Origin of the sequence: Bacillus sp. FSL M8-0277 (assembly GCF_037975305.1) — a bacterium.
Classification (GTDB): domain Bacteria; phylum Bacillota; class Bacilli; order Bacillales; family Bacillaceae; genus Bacillus; species Bacillus pumilus.
In genome coordinates this window covers 2,615,418-2,633,425 of sequence record NZ_CP150255.1, presented here as the reverse complement: position 1 = coordinate 2,633,425, position 18,008 = coordinate 2,615,418, and the positions used below count along the sequence as shown (strand labels likewise).

17 protein-coding genes are annotated in these 18,008 nt (G+C 40.6%); 7 read left to right on the top strand and 10 right to left on the bottom strand.

Annotation, left to right across the window (positions count from 1 at the left end; all coding sequences use genetic code 11):
• The first annotated feature begins 76 nt into the window (after positions 1 to 76).
• Entirely contained in the window at positions 77 to 1,429 is a 1,353-nt protein-coding gene (locus MKZ05_RS13240; RefSeq protein WP_321999459.1) for an amidohydrolase family protein, read from the top strand.
• A gap of 40 nt (positions 1,430 to 1,469) precedes the next feature.
• Here MKZ05_RS13240 and MKZ05_RS13235 read toward each other — a convergent pair whose 3' ends face one another.
• Positions 1,470 to 3,407, bottom strand: coding sequence for an ABC transporter permease (locus tag MKZ05_RS13235; protein WP_050943568.1), 1,938 nt, complete (start codon positions 3,405 to 3,407; stop codon positions 1,470 to 1,472).
• A complete protein-coding gene (locus MKZ05_RS13230) occupies positions 3,397 to 4,158 on the bottom strand; it encodes an ABC transporter ATP-binding protein (protein WP_003216695.1) in 762 nt (253 codons plus the stop codon). Before MKZ05_RS13230 ends, MKZ05_RS13235 begins: the two co-directional genes overlap by 11 nt.
• A gap of 322 nt (positions 4,159 to 4,480) precedes the next feature.
• On the opposite strand from MKZ05_RS13230, the gene MKZ05_RS13225 reads away from it, so the two are divergent.
• Together MKZ05_RS13225 and MKZ05_RS13220 are read left to right on the top strand one after the other, a co-directional pair.
• Positions 4,481 to 4,825, top strand: a complete 345-nt coding sequence (locus MKZ05_RS13225; protein WP_003216467.1) for a PadR family transcriptional regulator — start codon at positions 4,481 to 4,483, stop codon at positions 4,823 to 4,825.
• Entirely contained in the window at positions 4,816 to 6,063 is a 1,248-nt protein-coding gene (locus MKZ05_RS13220; protein ID WP_335353030.1) for an FtsW/RodA/SpoVE family cell cycle protein, read from the top strand. The genes MKZ05_RS13225 and MKZ05_RS13220 overlap by 10 nt, the downstream gene beginning before the upstream one ends.
• A 70-nt stretch (positions 6,064 to 6,133) precedes the next feature.
• On the opposite strand, the gene MKZ05_RS13215 is transcribed toward MKZ05_RS13220, so the two are convergent.
• The 8 genes from MKZ05_RS13215 to MKZ05_RS13180 form a co-directional block, all read right to left on the bottom strand.
• Entirely contained in the window at positions 6,134 to 7,138 is a 1,005-nt protein-coding gene (locus MKZ05_RS13215; protein ID WP_251190223.1) for a sensor histidine kinase, read from the bottom strand.
• Positions 7,138 to 7,827 carry a response regulator transcription factor gene (locus MKZ05_RS13210; protein WP_226805363.1) on the bottom strand — a complete coding sequence of 230 codons (690 nt, stop codon included), beginning with the start codon at positions 7,825 to 7,827 and terminating at the stop codon, positions 7,138 to 7,140. The genes MKZ05_RS13215 and MKZ05_RS13210 overlap by 1 nt, the downstream gene beginning before the upstream one ends.
• A 110-nt stretch (positions 7,828 to 7,937) precedes the next feature.
• Entirely contained in the window at positions 7,938 to 8,858 is a 921-nt protein-coding gene (locus MKZ05_RS13205) for an iron-hydroxamate ABC transporter substrate-binding protein (protein ID WP_003216500.1), read from the bottom strand.
• A 202-nt stretch (positions 8,859 to 9,060) separates the two neighbouring features.
• Positions 9,061 to 9,660, bottom strand: coding sequence for a response regulator transcription factor (locus tag MKZ05_RS13200; RefSeq protein ID WP_058015072.1), 600 nt, complete (start codon positions 9,658 to 9,660; stop codon positions 9,061 to 9,063).
• A complete protein-coding gene (locus tag MKZ05_RS13195) occupies positions 9,657 to 10,793 on the bottom strand; it encodes a sensor histidine kinase (RefSeq protein ID WP_003216252.1) in 1,137 nt (378 codons plus the stop codon). The genes MKZ05_RS13200 and MKZ05_RS13195 overlap by 4 nt, the downstream gene beginning before the upstream one ends.
• 116 nt (positions 10,794 to 10,909) lie before the next feature.
• Positions 10,910 to 11,965, bottom strand: a complete 1,056-nt coding sequence (locus MKZ05_RS13190; RefSeq protein ID WP_050943573.1) for a fatty acid desaturase — start codon at positions 11,963 to 11,965, stop codon at positions 10,910 to 10,912.
• A 189-nt stretch (positions 11,966 to 12,154) separates the two neighbouring features.
• Complete coding sequence (locus tag MKZ05_RS13185) at positions 12,155 to 13,597, bottom strand: DEAD/DEAH box helicase (protein WP_251190226.1); 1,443 nt, start codon at positions 13,595 to 13,597, stop codon at positions 12,155 to 12,157.
• A 252-nt stretch (positions 13,598 to 13,849) separates the two neighbouring features.
• On the bottom strand, positions 13,850 to 14,653 hold the full coding sequence (locus MKZ05_RS13180; RefSeq protein ID WP_003216672.1) for an NAD kinase: 804 nt from the start codon (positions 14,651 to 14,653) through the stop codon (positions 13,850 to 13,852).
• Positions 14,654 to 15,098: 445 nt separating this feature from the next.
• Between MKZ05_RS13180 and sppA the strand changes: the two genes are divergently transcribed.
• The 4 genes from sppA to ytfJ all read left to right on the top strand — a co-directional run bounded on the left by sppA (position 15,099) and on the right by ytfJ (position 17,910).
• Positions 15,099 to 16,100 (top strand): signal peptide peptidase SppA, encoded by a 1,002-nt coding sequence (sppA, locus tag MKZ05_RS13175; protein ID WP_050943576.1) that lies wholly within the window; start codon positions 15,099 to 15,101, stop codon positions 16,098 to 16,100.
• A gap of 14 nt (positions 16,101 to 16,114) precedes the next feature.
• Positions 16,115 to 16,636: an RDD family protein gene (locus MKZ05_RS13170; protein ID WP_050943577.1), complete on the top strand. Its 522-nt coding sequence runs from the start codon at positions 16,115 to 16,117 to the stop codon at positions 16,634 to 16,636.
• Between the two features lie 99 nt (positions 16,637 to 16,735).
• Positions 16,736 to 17,443 carry a DUF2953 domain-containing protein gene (locus MKZ05_RS13165; RefSeq protein ID WP_339160334.1) on the top strand — a complete coding sequence of 236 codons (708 nt, stop codon included), beginning with the start codon at positions 16,736 to 16,738 and terminating at the stop codon, positions 17,441 to 17,443.
• A 14-nt stretch (positions 17,444 to 17,457) separates the two neighbouring features.
• Positions 17,458 to 17,910, top strand: coding sequence for a GerW family sporulation protein (gene ytfJ / locus MKZ05_RS13160; protein WP_003216488.1), 453 nt, complete (start codon positions 17,458 to 17,460; stop codon positions 17,908 to 17,910).
• The last annotated feature ends 98 nt before the right edge of the window (positions 17,911 to 18,008 follow it).

Here is an 18,008-nt window from a genome sequence, read left to right as displayed (position 1 = left end):
ATTCAATCCTTTTATGTTTTAAAATAACAGTGAGGGTGGGAGAACTCTTCCTCGTCATTTGAAAAGGGGGATATGGATGAAGAAAACATTGTTTAAAGATGCAGCGCTTTTAACACTTGATCCAACTTTAGGTTTTTTAGAAAAAGGAGATTTATTAATTGAAGGGACACACATTTTAGAGGTCGGACCTTTCATTGAAGCAAATGATGCTGACATCGTCGATGCGTCCGATATGGTGATCATGCCAGGGCTTGTGGATACACATCGCCATGTGTGGCAGTCTGTTATCAGAGGCATAGGCACAGATTGGTCGTTGCAGACATATTTGAGCAAAATCTATTATGGAAACTATGGTGCGATGAGACGCCCATCCGATGATCGAATCGCAAATTATTTAGGGGCATTAGAGGCATTAGATGCAGGAGTGACCACATTTCTAGACTGGACGATGATCAATTCAATGGATCATACAGAAGAACTCATCGGAGGTTTGAAAGATGCGGGCATTCGAGCTGTTTTTGCTTTCGGTTCCTCTGGAGATGCTGAGTATTGGGATAGGGAGAGCACGCTCACCAATATGGAGGACGCAGCACGCGTGAAAAAAGCGCATTTTCAATCATCAGATCAGCTTTTGACGATGGGGCTTGCTATTCGTGGACCAGAGTTTTCTTCATGGGAAACTTCAGTATTTGAAATTGAAACAGCCCGGTCTCTAGATGCTTTATGCAGTATGCATATTGGCTTTGGGAACTGGGGAGCGGAGGATCGTTCAATTGAGCGACTTCACAAAGCGGGATTACTTGGACCTGATCTCAACATGGTGCATATCAATGCAATCGATGCGGATCAAATGAAGATGCTGGCAGACAGCGGAAGCTCCATATCCATTACACCTGAAATTGAGATGATGATGGGTCACGGTTATCCTGTCACAGGACTTGCGATCGAACAAGGTGTTCTTCCAACACTCGGTGTAGACGTGGTCACAGCGACAGGCGGTGATTTGTTTGCTCAAATGAAATTTGGACTTCAGGCAGAGCGCGCGCTCCAAAATCAATCATTGCTGATGGAGGGCATTATGCCAGGACCTGAACTTGGGATTTCTGCTCATCAAATGCTTGAAGCTGCGACGATCAATGGAGCTCGTGCATTACAGCTTGATCATAAAATTGGCTCGCTCACACCTGGAAAAGAAGCTGATTTCATCCTGATCGACCGGACAAGCATGAATCTTCTGCCGATGACAGATCCGGCTGGAGCAGTTGTCCAAACGGCACATCCTTCAAATGTTGATTCTGTCTATGTGGCTGGAAAAGCAGTGAAACGAAACGGAAAGCTTGTCGGTGTGAACCTAGAAGAGGTCAAACGGAAAGCTTATGCGGCAAGAGATCATATTCTATCGCATAAGTTTGAATCAACTCCATCATAAACAAACATATCCCCATAGGCAGCGGCCTATGGGGAATAAATTACAAGGATTCTTTAATGACCTTTTTGTAATACTGGACAGATAGGAATCCGAAGATAGAATATAACACCGTATAAATCGACATGACGATGAGCATTGGTGTCCACAGTTCACCGCCGAATAAAAACCAGCCTGACTGTACGGCAAAGTAGCTGTGCAGCAATCCGATGATGAGCGGAATCCCAAAGTTAAATAGCTGTTTGAGTCGTATGCCTTTTAATAGATCTTTCTCTGTAAAGCCAAGCTTACGTAAGATCGTGTACGAGCTTTGTTCTTCTTCACTTTCATTCATCTGTTTGAAGTATAAAATACAGCCTGATGTGACAAGGAAGCTTAAACCTAAAAATCCAACCACAAACATCATCAGTCCCATTGTTTGCTTTTGCTGCTGAGCTGAAGCTAATTGAGACATGCTGTTGTCACTTAGTTTTAAAGATGTAAACACATCATTGGCTTGTTCAAGATTTTGATCATCTTTTATATTGATTGCGTTATATTGGTTATTCTCAAGCTGCAGTTTAGGATCTTTCTGCTGGTCAAGCTGCTCAAAAACACTTTGACTTACGACGGCAACAGGCAGACCGCCAAAAGTGAACTTGTAAGAGATGATGTAATCTTTCTTCATATCAATGACTTTTAAATCAAGCGGTTTCTTGATAAGAAGTTTCACATCACCTGAGCTTTGAATCGGCATGAATTTCTTCAATATATCACTGTAGCCGCTTAAAATGACTTCGTTGTTCTCCACATGAATATGAGGTGCATTTTTCTCACTGATCACAGACAGTGTCAAGACTCCTGGATCCTTCTTCAAACTATCTAATTCCGAATCCATGATCTTCTTTGCGTCAAAATCCGCTTGAATGACCTTGAACTGCTTTTTTTCATATGCAATATGTTTGTCAGAAAGTGCACGAGCGAAGGTATTGGCTTCTTTCTCTGAGCCCATGACAAAATGTGATGGAATCTGTTGTTCAGCCGTTTTTTCTGCTGAGTAATAGGAAATGTAGCTTAAAGATAACAACCCGATGGCAAGAGCAGATACGGTTGTAATAATCGTTAAAAGCAGTGCATTTGATTTTAATCGGAACATAATAGATGACAAAGACAGGACTTCATGAATGGCGAGATAGCCATTTTTTCTTTTACGTACAATATTGGCAATGAAAGAAACAGAGCCTTTATAAAAAAGAAAGGTACCGATAATGACAGAGGCTAGAATATAAATCATGGCTAAAAATAATTCAAGTATAGACGTATATGAGCCGCTAAAAAGCTGAGAAGAAATATAATAGCCTGAGCTGATCAAGGCAATACCGAAAACCCCAATGATGATTTCAAACACAGAGATCTTTTTCACACGCTGCTCTGTAGAAGACGTGGTTCGAAACAAAGATAAAATTGTCTGTTTACTAATAAACCGTCTATTTCTTAGCATAATTAATCCATAGATGATGAAAAAGACGATAAGTGTCTGCAAAAGGGCCATGCCTGAAAAATGCAGGTTGGCGATGGCGTTCACGCCGGTTACTTTAAATAACACCATCAGCATGAGCTTTGAACCAATAAATCCAGCTATGATGCCAACAGCCATTGAGAACACGTAGAGGATAAAATTTTCTGCATTGAGCAGTTTGGCAATTTTTTGTTTCGTCATGCCAATGAGTTGCAGGAGACCTATTTCTTTCCCTCGGCGTTTAATAAAAATGCTGTTCGCATATAACAGGAAGATCCCAACGATGGCAATAAGCAGCACCGAAGCGGCTTTAATCGACGCACCGCCTTTAATGGACCCTTTTACATCATCAAGTGCTGGTGAGTACTGCAAGGTGACAAAAGAAAAGTAGAGCGCCACACTAAACACGAGAGCAAACACATATAAATAGTAATTCTTCAAATTTTTCTTCAGGTTACGGAGAATGAGCTGATTAATGTTCATGCTTCACACCGCCTAAAACACCTTGCGTTTTCATAATATCCTCGAAAAACATCTTTCTCTCTAAAGCACCTTTATTTAACTGAGTATAAATCTGTCCATCCTTGATAAAAATGACGCGTCTTGAATAGCTGGCTGCGACAGGATCATGTGTCACCATGACAATGGTCGCTTTTCGTTTTCGATTGAAATCTTGCAGTTTATTGAGTAAATCAGATGCAGATTTGGAATCAAGCGCTCCAGTAGGTTCATCCGCAAAAATCAGACTCGGCTCATGAATGAAGGCACGAACCGCTGATGTCCGCTGCTTTTGTCCACCAGAGAGTTCATTTGGGTATTTGTCTCTTAGTTCATAGATGCCCATGTCCTCCGCAAGCTGTTGAAAACGTTCGAAAGCTTCTTTTTTCGGCGTTTTGGAGATGGATAATGGCAAGAGGATGTTCTCTTTGACCGTGAGTGTATCAAGTAAGTTATAATCCTGAAAAACAAAGCCAAGCTGCTTTTTTCTGAATTCTGCGAGCTGCTGATCTTTCATTTGTGTCATCTCAACATCTGCGATACGAATTGATCCGCTGGACACATGATCAATAGAGGACAATACGTTCAGAAGGGTTGTTTTCCCCGAGCCTGATGGCCCCATAATACTGACAAATTCTCCGGCTTCAATGGTCAAATCAATGCCACTCAGCACCTCTTGTTTGTTGAATTTATTTCCGTAGCTTTTATATATTTTGCGAGCTTCTAAAATGTTCATTTGTCGATCCCCTTTTCTATTTAATTGATATCTCTAGTATAAAAAGAAGCCCGCCGGACTTCCTTCGATTTGGCGAACAAAACAGACGAGCATGTGACATTGTTGTCACATGCTTGTTTTTTTAAACGGTTCATATGTTTTGTTTAAGTTTGTTTCTGATCATCACACATTCATTTTATCTGTTTTTCATTCTTATGTATCAATCTTCTTGGATTTTTCTTGGTATGAAGACGTTTAGGAGCTTTACACGGTCATTTTAATCATGTATGATATGCATATTAAATATATGCATAGTAAATCTATGTATTAGGAGTGACCAGGAATGAAAGTAAGTAAAGAGCTTTTAAAGGGAAGTACAGCTACCCTGATTTTAAGCTTGTTAAATGAAAAGCCAATGTATGGATATGAAATGATCAAAGCATTGGAGGAGAAGTCTGAAGGTATTTTCAGCTTTAAAGAAGGAACAATCTATCCGATTTTGCACAACTTGGAGGGGAAAGAATTCATTATCTCTTACTGGGGCGAAGGGAATGGCAATCGGAAAAGAAAATATTACAAAATAAATGAACAAGGAAAAGCATTTATGCAGGAAAAGAAAGAAGAATGGGATGTTTTCAAAAATGCAGTCGATGGCGTGTTGAACGGAGTGAAAATCGCATGGGATTAGAAAAAAAGTTTGAAAAATATATGAAGAATGTATGTAAACGAGTCAAAAATAAAGATGTCCATTCGGAAATCAAGCTTGAACTTATGGATCATCTATACACGCTAAAAGAGGAAGCGATGAATGCTGGGATGTCTGAAGAAGAGGCGGTGGATCAAGCGCTAGAGCAAATTGGGGATGCGGCCATTCTTGGAGCGCAGCTTCATGAAACACATAAAACCGAAATGGATCTTAAAATGTTTCTTCTTGTATTAGCCGCTTGTTCTTTTGGACTGCTTATCATGTACTTTTTGCAGTTTCATTCGGAGTTTACAAATCTACAAGACATGAATATTTTTTATAAAAGTCTCGCCTTTTATTTAGTTGGACTAGTGCTTATGTTTGTTTTATTTTCCTTCGATTATCGGCGCTTATTGAAATACTCCTGGCATTTATATATAGGGACGCTTGGAATGGTGCTTCTGACGATGATTTTTGGCATAAGAGTAAACGGTGTTCTGTTTTTAAGATTAAGCGATATCTCAATCAATTTGACGGAGGTCGTACCATTTCTTGTGGCTGTTTCTTTAGCAGGTATCTTTCACTCTTGGAATTGGGAGAATGGTCTCAAAGCTTGGCTTGGAGTAGGGATTATGGCTTTACCAGTTATTCTAATCAGTGCGATTGGTTTTCTTCCTGCGACCGTTATTTGTTTTGTCATGTGTTTAACGATGATGTGTGTGTCTAGTGCTAGTTTAAGGCAAATCATTCCGCTGGCAGCAGCAGTCGGTTTATATCTAATGTTTGAAATGTTTTCTCTTTTTCAAGCAGGTAGACAACTTTACACAGTCCATCAATTTAGTTCAAACGGACTTCAAATCATTCCTTCTGCAATGTCCGAGGTTCACACTGATTGGATGTTTACATATATCATTTTTTCATTTGGCTGGCTAGCAGGAGTCGTTGTACTTATGTTGTTTGTCATTTTTATTTACCGAATCTTTCATACAACAAAACGCGTAAAAATGGCTTATGGAAAAATGCTGATGACAGGTTTTGCAGCTGTGTTTGCAGCAAAATTGATTTTAAGCATTGTTACTAATTTCGGCTTTCTGCCTTTTTCTGGATTGTCCATGCCTTTCATGAGCTATGGCGGTTCTCATATTCTGCTTGAATTGATGGCTGTTGGGATGATTTTAAGTATTTATAGACGTAGAAAGGTGGAAGATATTGTGCGTCAAGAGGCAGAGAGCATTTCTTAAATAAAAGAATGAAATCTCTTCGCACTAGCTTGGGAGCCAGATGCGAAGAGATTTTGATTCGTCTGTTTTGTCACATGCTCGCAATATGCACAAAATCATTCTTTTTCGGAAAGATGAAGGTGAAGGTTGTGCCTTGATCTATCGTGGAATTGACCTCGATCTTGATATGAAGAGCGTCTGCTCCTTTTTTTGTTAAATAGAGTCCCATTCCTGTTGAGGCTGTGTCATTGTGATGTCTAGTTGAGGTAAAGCCTTTTTCAAAAATACGCGGAAGGTCTCTTGGGTCAATTCCTCTGCCTTGATCTGTAATCGTCAGCATCACTTGGTCATCCATTTTCTTGCTTTCAATGGCAATATCGGACGATTGGCTGTACTTGACTGCATTTGTGAGTACCTGTCTGATCATAAAGGATAACCATTTTGTATCACTTAATACGTGACGTTCTTCTAGCGTGAGTTCAAAGCCGATCCCTTTTTGCATGCACCATGATTGGAGCGCTTTGATTTCCTTCGCTATGATGCTTTGCAGGTCCAGCTGTTCAATAAATAAATCATTTTCGATATGACGTATTCTGCTTTGATGCAGCTGGGCATCGAGTAATAAATGAATTCTGAGCCATTCGTACGTCATATTTGATTTCAGCGGCTGCTCTGTTAAGCGGTCAATCATCAAGTGCATCGCTGTGAGAGGTGTCTTCACTTCATGTATCCATGAGAGTAATTCATCTTTCTCTTCTTCAAGGGCAATTTGCTGTTCTGCTGCCATTTTTCGGTAGCGGGCAATTTGCTCAGACGTCGCATCATGTACAAGCTGTTCAAATGGGGAAGATGGCGTGAGCCGCATTTGATGATCAATATGATCATCCCATTCTTTCAGCCGCTCATAATACGCCGTTTCTTTACGGTATCGGAAAAAGAGAAAGACGATCATGAAAAACGTAGATAATAACACAATATAAAAAAGAGATGCCATTGGAATGGTCGTATCCAAATAAGCAACAAACAGAATGAGGAGCTGCAAACTAAGAAAGAACAGAATCCAGCTTCTTCGTTCTTTTAAAAATGCGTGCAGCATCATTGATCATCCTTTTCCTTTGCAAGATAGCCTTGGCCCACTTTTGTTTCAATGTAGGTGCCAAGGGAGATCTCATCTAGTTTTTTTCTAAGGCGATTGACGTTCACAGTAAGTGTATTGTCACTGACAAACCGTTCATCCTCCCACAGTGCTTGAATGAGTGATTCCCGGCTGACAATATGATTTTTATGCTGAATCAATTCCTTGAGAATAAATAACTCATTTTTCGTTAATTCAACTTCACCGTGATCATTTGTGACGGTGTTTTTTTCTAGATCAATCGTAGCGCCGCACCATAACTTTAAGCTAGCCGGTTCTGCATTATAATCATGCACGCGGCGAAGAACGGCACTGACTTTGGCAATAAGCACGTCAAAGTGAAAGGGTTTTTGTACAAAATCATCGGCACCGAGCTGCATTGACATGACCATATCAGCAGGATGGTCACGTGAGGAGAGGAAGATGATTGGTACATTTGAATGATGCCGAATCATCCGGCACCAATGAAAGCCATCGTATTTTGGGAGCTGTATATCGATAATGACGAGATCAGGCTGAACAGAAGTGAATTCCTGCATCACCTGTTGAAAATCGTGAATCCCATAAACATCATAGGACCAATTCACTAAACGTTCTTTGATTTCTTGGAAGAGGGTTGTATCATCCTCAATGAGTAAAATTTTAAACAAAACCAGCACCACACTTTTTGTATTCGCTTGTATGTCATTGTAGCGGAAAAAAGATGCTGCCGCTAGAAGCAGATAAGAAAAAAGCAAGGGAAGGGCTCCCTTGCTTCAGTTTATTTACCTAAAAAGTGCTTTTTAAAGAATGATAGTTGATACTCAAGTGTGAGCGGATCATTAAAATAGAATTCTTCTGCATTTGCCACATACACACGATGTTTTTTCACAGCTGGTATGGACTTGTAAATTTCACTGTTTTGATAGGAATTGTCCATTTCGCTGTTTTTACTAATGATCATATAGTCTCCAGCAAATTCAGGAATAACTTCTTGTGAAACCGCATAGTAGCCAGCCTTTAATGCTTTTTCTTTCACTTTTTCAGGCATTTTTAGTTTCATTGCTTGGTAAAGAATTTCTGTGCCCCGGCCCCATGCATCTCCGAACACGTAAAGATCTTTTGTGCCACTTTCAAACACAGAAACCGTCGCATCCTCGCCGATTTTTGCTTTAATTTCTTTTCCAGCTTCAGCTGCGCGTTCTTTAAAATCTTTTACCCATGCTTTGGCTTCTTTTTCTTTGTTTAATACTTTTCCAATTTCAATATGCTGCTGTAGGTAATCGACTTTGTTATACGTAAACAAGACGGTTGGTGCAATTTTTTTTAGTTTTTCTACATTTTTTGTATTGCTTAAGCCAATGATGACATCAGGCTTTAGCTTCATGATTTTTTCGACATTGGCATCTGACACTTCTTCCACATTTTTTAATTCCTTTTGGAAGCGAGGGTTCTTTTTTGACCAAGAGTCGACGCCGACCAGGTTCACACCAAGTGACATGACATTACCAGTGTAAGAACCAAGTACAACGACACGTTTTGGGTGCGCTGGCAGCTTCACAGGGCCATTTTCAGATTCATATGTAATTTTGTCTGATGATGTTGATTGATTTCCTTTATTTGAGGAAGAGCTGCTGCTATTGCCACATGCGCTCAATGCAAGTACAAAGATGAGCATCAGAGGGAACAATATTTTCTTCATGAATGTAGACTCCTTTGAAATCGGCACATTAGCCGGGTATTTGATTGTATGAGTGATAATGATAATTATTATCACTTGGATATCATATCATAGAAGTGCGGTCTGTTGTCAATTACATTTTGATAGTTGGTGATAAAAAATAGGAGAGGAGATTTTTGGTAGAAAAAAAAGATCAAGGCAGCATGTGTCCTGATCTTTTTTCTTATTTAAACCAGCCTTTTTCTTTTGAGCGTGTAATAGCTTCAATGCGGTTTTTCACTTCTAGCTTATCTAAAATAATGGAAATGTAGTTTCGGACAGTGCCGCTTTTAATGCTGAGCTCCTTCGCAATTTCTTTTGTGTTTTTGCCGTCGGCGACGAGTTCAAGGACTGATTTCTCTCGATCTGTTAAAGGGTTTTCGTCACTATATAAGTCTTCCATTAATTCAGGGGCGTACACCTTTTTCCCTTTCATCACACTGCGAATGGCACTTGCCAGATCTTCACTTGGACTATCTTTCAGCATATAGCCGCTGACGCCAGCTTTGAGCGCCCTTTGGAAATAACCAGAGCGGGCAAAGGTCGTTAAAATGATGATTTTTACATCTGTTCCTTTGAGCTCTTCCGCTGCATCAAGTCCCGTTTTTCCTGGCATTTCAATATCCATTAAGCAAATATCAACAGGGTGTTTTTTGGCAAAATCGATGGCGTCCTGACCGTTCGTACCTTTTCCAACAACCGTCATATCGTCTTCTAAATCAAGAAGTGAACCGAGCGCACCGAGCAGCATTTGCTGATCTTCTGCGATAAAGATGTTGATCATTTCATCCCCTCCTTGTCTTTTGCTGCTGAATCATTTGGAATGCTCATGATCAGCTTTGTTCCGTCCTTTGTCTCAATACGCAGGCGCCCATTTGCAAATTCCAATCTTTCTCTAATTCCTAAAAGGCCATGCCCCTTCATTGGAGAGAGTGGATCATCGCCTTTAAATGTCCCGTCATCCTCTACGGTGATGATAGCTTCCTTTGATTTTTGATGAATGGTGACTTTGCAAACGGTCGCATCACTATGTTTGACGACATTTGTCACGGCCTCTTTGATGCACATGCTTACAATGTTTTCGTTAAGAAGAGAGATGTGTTTTGGCGCTTCCTTTTCATCATAAATCAATTCAATCCCCGCTGCTTCGAGAATTTGCTCGATGTTCGACATTTCATCCTTGATCCGAATACCTTTCATGGAGGAAACAATTTTCCGCACTTCATTGAGAGACGTTCTGGCTGTTTGCTGGATGCTTTTCAGTTCGGCGCGTGCCTGCTCTGGGTCTTTATAAACCAGTTTTCGGGCAAGATCACTCTTTAAACCGATGAGGGAAAGCTTTTGTCCAAGGGTATCATGCAGATCACGTGCAATGCGCTGCCTTTCTTCAATTTTTACAAGGTCAGCGATCCGTTCATTGGCATCTTCTAATTTCTCTTCGAGCCGTTCACGTTCCTTCCTGCTTCGAATGCTGAGAGGGAGGAGAATGGCACTAATGAGTGTAATGAGAACCAAGGGGATTTGCGTGAGAAACCAGCCCTTTTTTAAGATCAGACTGAAGTTTACAGCAATGGCGGCGCTCCCGACATGAATATAGTATAAGATATAGAAAGGTACTTTTCTTTTAATATGCCCATTGAAATAGGCGATGCAAAAAGCGAAATAAATGTAGCTGTAGAGCATGACATAGCCAGTAGAAATCGCAATCAAGAGAAGGCCTAATACATATAAAGACCAGCCTTTTGCGATAAAGGCAAAACGATAGACAGCGAAAAAGACAACGTTCAAAATAATGCCGATTACAATGCCTAAAGTCGAAGGAGCCTTAATGATAAAATAAAAGGGAAGGATGAAAAAAATGGCCCATATATAGGGAGAAATCCCATGTAATTTTTGAATTTTTAACTGTTTTTTCATCCGTGTGCCACCTTTTCCGTTTTCGTTCTTTTTCCTTACTTTATCAAATTCAACTTATGGTTGCATCCTGTAAATGACAACAAGCTCCTTCTAGTGTAAGAAAGAGCTTGCACCAATTATGCATTTTTCTTTAGAATGTCTCCTTTAATGACAGGTGCGGGCATCTTCTTAGATTGCCGTGCTTCTTTAAAGGTAACGAATGCTTTCGTTTCTTCATCCCAAAGTCTAAATTTCATTGATTCGATACTTGTTTTTAAAGTGATGGTTGGAACATTTTGAAGCGGCTCACTATGATCATGTGCATGTTCCAAGTGATAATTCGGTACCCTCGGACTTAAATGATGAACATGGTGATAGCCGATATTGCCTGTTAACCACTGAAGAAGCTTTGGCAATTTGTAAAAAGAACTGCCTTCTACTGCCGCCTGCACATAATTCCAATGTTCATCTTCTTCAAAGTAAGAATCCTCAAATGTATGCTGCACATAAAACAGCCATACACCGATTGATCCTGAGATCAGGAAGATTGGACCTTGGACAAGCAGGAACTCCTGCCAGCCAAAAAGTAGACACGTTGCAGCTGCTAGCGCAATGATGCTCACATTTGTGAAATACGTGTTCCAGCGCTCTTTTTTACGAGCATTTTTGACGTTGAAACGGTTTTTTAAGAGAAAAACAAAGATCGGTCCTAAAATAAACATCACAAAAGGATTACGATAAAATCTGTAGCGGAATTTCGTCCATGCAGATGCTTCTTGATATTCTTTGACTGTCAGGAGCCAAATGTCACCAGTACCTCGTTTGTCTAAATTACTGCTTGTGGCATGGTGAATTGAATGATCTCTTTGCCATTGAAGATAAGGGAAAAGGGTGAGTACACCCGTTATGAAACCAAACAGGTGATTCAGCGGCTTCTGTTTAAAAAAGGATTGGTGGCAGCAGTCGTGAAAAATAATAAAGACACGTACTAAAAAACCAGCTGCAATAACCGCAAAGAAGAGGGTTAAAAGGTAGGAGATGTTCAGGCTATAATAGGCAAGAAACCAAAGCCCCAAAAATGGAATAAATGTATTAATGAGTTGCATGATACTTTTTTTTGAATCAGCACCAGAGAATTGGCCAACTTGTTTTCTTAAAGTGGCTTGCTGCTGTGTGTTTGTTGAAGTCGTCATGAACGTTCAAGTCCTTTCCGTTTCTTTCTACTTCAAAGTATAGAAGGAAAGGTGTCATGCTCATAGTAGCACCCATCATGTATTTAATATGACATTTGTCATGTTGATTGCAGGAAAGGCTGACGGTATCAGGGTTTGTAAGCTTATTTTATTTTAAATAAAAAAGTAAAGGCGCTTAGCCTTCACTTTTTATGAACGTGCTTCATGAACTTTTAACTGCTTGCCTTTAATGGTTGTGTGGCGCATAGCATTTAGCACAAGAGGGCCTTTGCCGTTTAAAATATCGACATATGTTTTCGTATCTTGAATGGTAATAATCCCAATGTCATCAAAGGCAACGCCTTCTATTTTGGCAATGGTCCCAACGAAATCAACGGCCCGCAGCTTTTTTTTCTTCCCGCCGTTAAAATAAAGCTTCATAATATCTTTCTCAACGCCCGCCTGTTTATTTTCCTTTTGAACTGGCGTTTCAATCTTTTTTTCAAAGCCTTCTACATGCTGCTCTGCATCTTCCTTTGTTGGATAAGGCTGCGTTTTGAAATCAATACCTGCTTCCTCTTTTAATTCATCAATCAGAGGTTTTGCATTTTTCGTCATAAACGCAATGGTTTTTCCGCTTTTTCCCGCTCTGCCTGTTCTTCCTGTTCGGTGAATATAGCGCTCTTTTTCATAGGGGAGGTCATAATGAATCACATGTGTCATGTCACTGACATCAATGCCCCGGGCTGCTATATCGGTTGCGATCAAATAGCGGAATTCCCCGTTTTTGAATTCATCCATAACAGCGAAACGGTCTTCCTGTCTCATGCCTCCATGAATTTTGTCACAAGGCACATCCCAATCATCCAGCTTCATCGTGAGTTCATTGACTCGATCCTGTGTATTACAGAAAATAATGCAGCTATCTGGATTTTCAATGACGATCGTACGCTGAAGAAGAGAGAATTTCGCTTCTTCTTCCGTTTCAATCACGGTGTGGGTGATTTGTTGTACAGACGTTTCCGCGCGTGCAATTTCAATCACTTTTGGTGATTGTAGAAACTGTCCACTTAATTTCTTCATCTCATTAGACATAGTCGCTGAAAACAGCATCGACATTCGCTTTGGCGGCAGATACTGAATAATAGAAGAGACTTGATCAATAAATCCCATGTTCAGCATTTCATCCGCTTCATCTAACACGAAAAATTTGAGGTTTTCTAATGAAAGAGTACCTTTCTCAAGGTGATCCAAGACTCGTCCTGGTGTTCCGCACACAATGTGGTTTTTTTGTGCAAGCTCTACTTTTTGGGCTTGAAAAGGGGCTTTTCCATAAATGGCTGCGGCTTTAATTCGTTTCAATCGTCCAAGGCTTGTAAGGTCCTGTTTTACCTGCATGGCGAGTTCTCGCGTTGGAACGAGGATGAGGGCTTGAGGTTTATTTTCAGCCCAATCGACCATTTCACAAATCGGCAGACCATAGGCTGCGGTCTTCCCGCTGCCAGTCTGAGATTTGACGATCAGATCCTGCCTTGAAAAAGCAACGGATAATGTCTCGTGCTGAACAGGTGTAGGTGTATGGAAGTGAAGTGCTTTTAGCGCTTGTTTTAAATCATCGCTTAATGGATATTGATCAAATTGTTGTAATGTCATCGTGTTCTCCTTTTCGTACATTCATACTTGTGACATCATACCATAATCATGACCGTGAATGAAAAGACATGAAAAAAAGCCCCGTAAAGGAGCTTTCAGCGTGTAGACAAACCCTCGCATTCGGTGTCAGATTTGCGCTCCGGTACTCACGAATGTCAAATTCGCTCCGTTCCGGTGCTCACTCTTCCTAGACTTCAAAGGTTTTCTATCACGCTGAAAAGAAAACAAAAGCCCCGTAAAGGAGCTTTTTGATTAAAGGAATCTGCGTTTTACTTTTTCCCAGTAGGAGTTGTCTTTTAATTTTACCGTTTTAATGACTTTTCCTGAAAGGCCGATGTCGATTTGTTTGACGTGTTTCGTGCCAAGCGCTTCGTTATCAAGACCGATAATCGGATGGTCGTTTCCGTCCTGCACAACCTTTAGCGTTAGCTTGCGGTCACTGCTTAAGATGAAAGGAGCGCCCAGTGTACGGTACGAGTTGTTGTTTAGCGATGCAAGCTCTGTAACTTGCATACAAGGGAGCATCGGATCAACCACGGCGCCGTTTACCGATTTATTGTAGGCTGTTGAGCCAGTCGGAGTAGAAATAATCATTCCGTCTCCTCTAAATGTTTCAAAGTGGAAATCATCTATATACACATCGATCACAAATGTTTTAATAATGCTTGAGCGGATCGACAGTTCATTTAAGCAATGGAACTGGTTTGTACTGTCAACGCTTACATCAATGATCGGATATTTTCTCACTTCAATCTGTTCAGTGTTCATGGCATCAATCATTTTATCAAAATGTTCTAATGAAAAATCGCAGTATAGATGCGAATTCTCTGTTTTTGATACCCCTACATACAAGCAGTCATCCCGGAAGTTCGTTTTGCGGACTGCTTGAAGAAATGTGCCATCTCCGCCAATTGAAGCAATAATATGGGCATCCTCTGCACGCTTGACGACTTGAAAGCCTTGATCGGTAGCGAGCTTCTCCAGAGAAGAAATGTGTCCATCCAATTCATGATCTTTTTTGTAAAAGAAAAATACATTGCGACGATTGTCTGTCATTGACGTTCTCCCCTTCGTTGTCAAAAGTAGATTTAGAGTAATAAAGGGCTTACATATGAAGCCTTGCTCACATTTTACACTTTTTTCATATGAAAGTAAAAACATTAGAAAAACCTTCATGATGGTGGCATTCGTTTTTAGAAATGAGTCAATGTAAGGGATTTGAAAAGGGCAGAATTTGAGCATAATTGAATAGCTGTTTTCTTATGAAAGAGTGGCTTAGGTGTTTTGTTGTGGTGAAGACCTAGCCTAATAGGTGCAGAGAGAGGATAAAAAAGCCAATTTTTCGTCACACGTATCTCTTGGCAGACGATGTAAAGTTGATCGTGAAAGAAGAGAGGTGCTATCATATGATGAAATGAAATGTAAAAAAACCACAATTCCTGTGAAACATTTCATGTGAATATTCGTATCAATGAAGAGAGACAAAAAGGAGGAGAAAAAGATGAATGCGAAAAGATGGGTAGCGTTAATCATTGCACTTGGAGTTTTCGGATTTTCAATTGTGATTAGTGTCACGACGGCTTTGTATGAAAGCTTCAATGACAATAAAATGAGCTATCAATTTGGGGATGAAATAGAAGAGAAGGTACTAGAGGATGGAAGCGGTGCTGGAAAAATAGCGGTTCTTGAGATTAATGGAACCATTCAAGATAATGGCGGCGCATCAAGTCTGTTAGGCGGAGAAGGCTATGATCATCGTGCATTCCTCAAGGAACTAGAAAAAGCGAAAGATGATGCTTCAGTAAAAGGTGTACTGCTACGCGTTAACTCTCCTGGCGGCGGTGTCTATGAAAGTGCAGAAATACATAAAAAATTAGAAGAAGTGAAAAAAGCGAAGAAGCCGATTTACGTCTCCATGGGCTCTATGGCAGCTTCTGGCGGCTACTACGTATCAACTCCAGCCAAAAAAATCTTTGCTTCACCTGAAACATTAACAGGATCGTTAGGTGTGATCATGCAAAGCTTGAACTATTCAAAGCTGGCAGATAATTTAGGTATTAAATACGAAACAATTAAGAGCGGAAAATTCAAAGACATCATGTCGCCAAATCGTGACATGACAAAAGATGAGCGCGACATCATGCAAAGCATGGTGGATAACTCGTATGAAGGATTTGTCAAAGTCATCTCTGAAGGACGCGGCATGTCAAAACAGAACGTCAAGAAAATTGCTGACGGCCGGGTCTATGACGGAACACAGGCGAAATCGAACGGATTAGTCGATGAGCTTGGATATTATGAAGATGCAATCAAAGCAATGAAGAAAAATGAAAAAGGGTTAAAAGGAGCGACAGTGATCAGCTATTCTCAAAGCTTTGGCTGGAACTCTCTCTTCAATATGAGCGCAAGCAAACTCTTTAAAAGTGAAATTGATTTTCTCAATCTAAAAGAAACACTGGCTGGCTCAAATGGGTCTAAACCGATGTATCTCTATTCAAAATAAAGGAGGGATCATAGATGGATTCTACATTCGATGAAGTAACCGAAAGCCGTAGCCAAGAAGAATCGAATCCGGCTCTTGCGAAACGTGCAGTGATTGAAGCACAGGCGTTTGCAGGCTTTTGGATTAGGTTTTGGGCGTTTATTCTTGATTGGCTCGTCGTCTGGGGTGTCAACCATTTGACGGTTTCTCCAATCTTTAGTCTGTTCGGCTGGTCCAAAGGAGGAGGATGGTTTTCTCCATTCTCCGTCACAACGACGATTGTATTCCTGCTTTATTTCGCCATCATGACGAAATTCTTTCAGCAAACACTTGGGAAAATGGTGTTTGGAATCAAAGTGGTCTCACTTCAGCCTGAAAAGAAGCTGGCATGGGATGTCATTTTCTTTAGAGAGATTGTAGGACGCTATATCAATACGCTCTTTGTTCTCTATGCTGTTGTTGGATTCACACCGAAAAAGCAAGGGGTTCATGATTACTTTGCTGATACGGTGGTCGTCCATGAACACCTATATGAAAAAACAGAAGCAAACGTATAATCAGAGGAGTTTGGCCGGGTACCGGTCAAACTCTTTTTTTTATGATTGGGTATAAAATCCAGAATGAGAGCCATAATCGTAGAGGAAGCATCATTTGTTATGAAGGAAGTGAGCACAGTGCTTTACGTTTGGATCGCAGCTTTTTTGTTCCTTGGAATCTTATTAATCTTCATGAAAGTGACCATTTCACTGGATTATTCACATGCAAATGACGATGATCATCTTGCACTGAAGATCATCACCTTATATGGAATCATCAGACTCAAAAAAGACATTCCGATGGTGAGGGTCAATCCAGAGGATCAAACGATTGATATACGTGAAAAGAAAATGGCGAGCGCCAAAACCCCTAGTCACGAAAAAGAATCCATACATAAAAAAGTGGGAAAACGTGATATGAAGCAGATCCTTCATCAAATGGAGCGCATCACAAAAGAGATCGTCGATTTAAACCGGATCATGCGTAAATTCTTCATTCGCATGAGAATTGTCTCGTTTCACTGGTCAACATGGATCGGCTTTCATGACGCTGCTTTGACAGGTGTAGCAGCCGGCGGTGTATGGTCAGTGAAAGGAGCACTACTTGCCTTTATGCAGGAGCATCTCACCTTTAAGCATAAACCGGTATATGAAGTCATTCCTACCTTTCAGCACAATGTGTCACAGACCCAGTTTACATGTATAGCTTATTTTCGTATTGGACATGCTATGCTTGCAGCCATTCGTTTACTTGTTCATTGGTTAAAAGGAAGAAAGGCGAGAAAAAGTGCCTCTCTTCAAGCAACGAAGAATGAATCATCTGTTTAAGGAGGAACCCGAAAATGGCAGATCATCCAATCCAAGGTCTTATGAAGACAGCGATGGAAAACTTAAAAGAAATGATAGATGTGAATACGATCATCGGCGATCCAGTCGAAACCCCTGACGGCAGTGTCATCCTTACTGTGTCGAAGGTTGGTTTTGGATTTGCAGCCGGTGGCAGTGAATTTAACGGAAACCAAAAGAAAGAAAAACGTTCTGATGATCAAGAACGAAAAGAACCGAGACTCCCATTTGGCGGAGGAAGCGGCGGAGGTGTGTCTATTACACCAATCGCCTTCTTAATTGTCGGAACAAACGGCGTTCGAATGCTTCATTTGGATGAACATACACATCTGCTTGATAAAATATTGGATTCTGCTCCTCAAGCAATTGAACGTCTTCAGCACATGTTTAAGAAGGATGAACGGGAGAACCGTCATAAAGAACGAAAACTAGATGACATAGACCTTTAAAAAGTTAGCTGCGCTGCAGTTAACTTTTTTTTCAAAAGCGAAGATTAGGCTTTGCAGTTTTTTGCTTTCTCTACTATGATAGAACCATACATTTGATA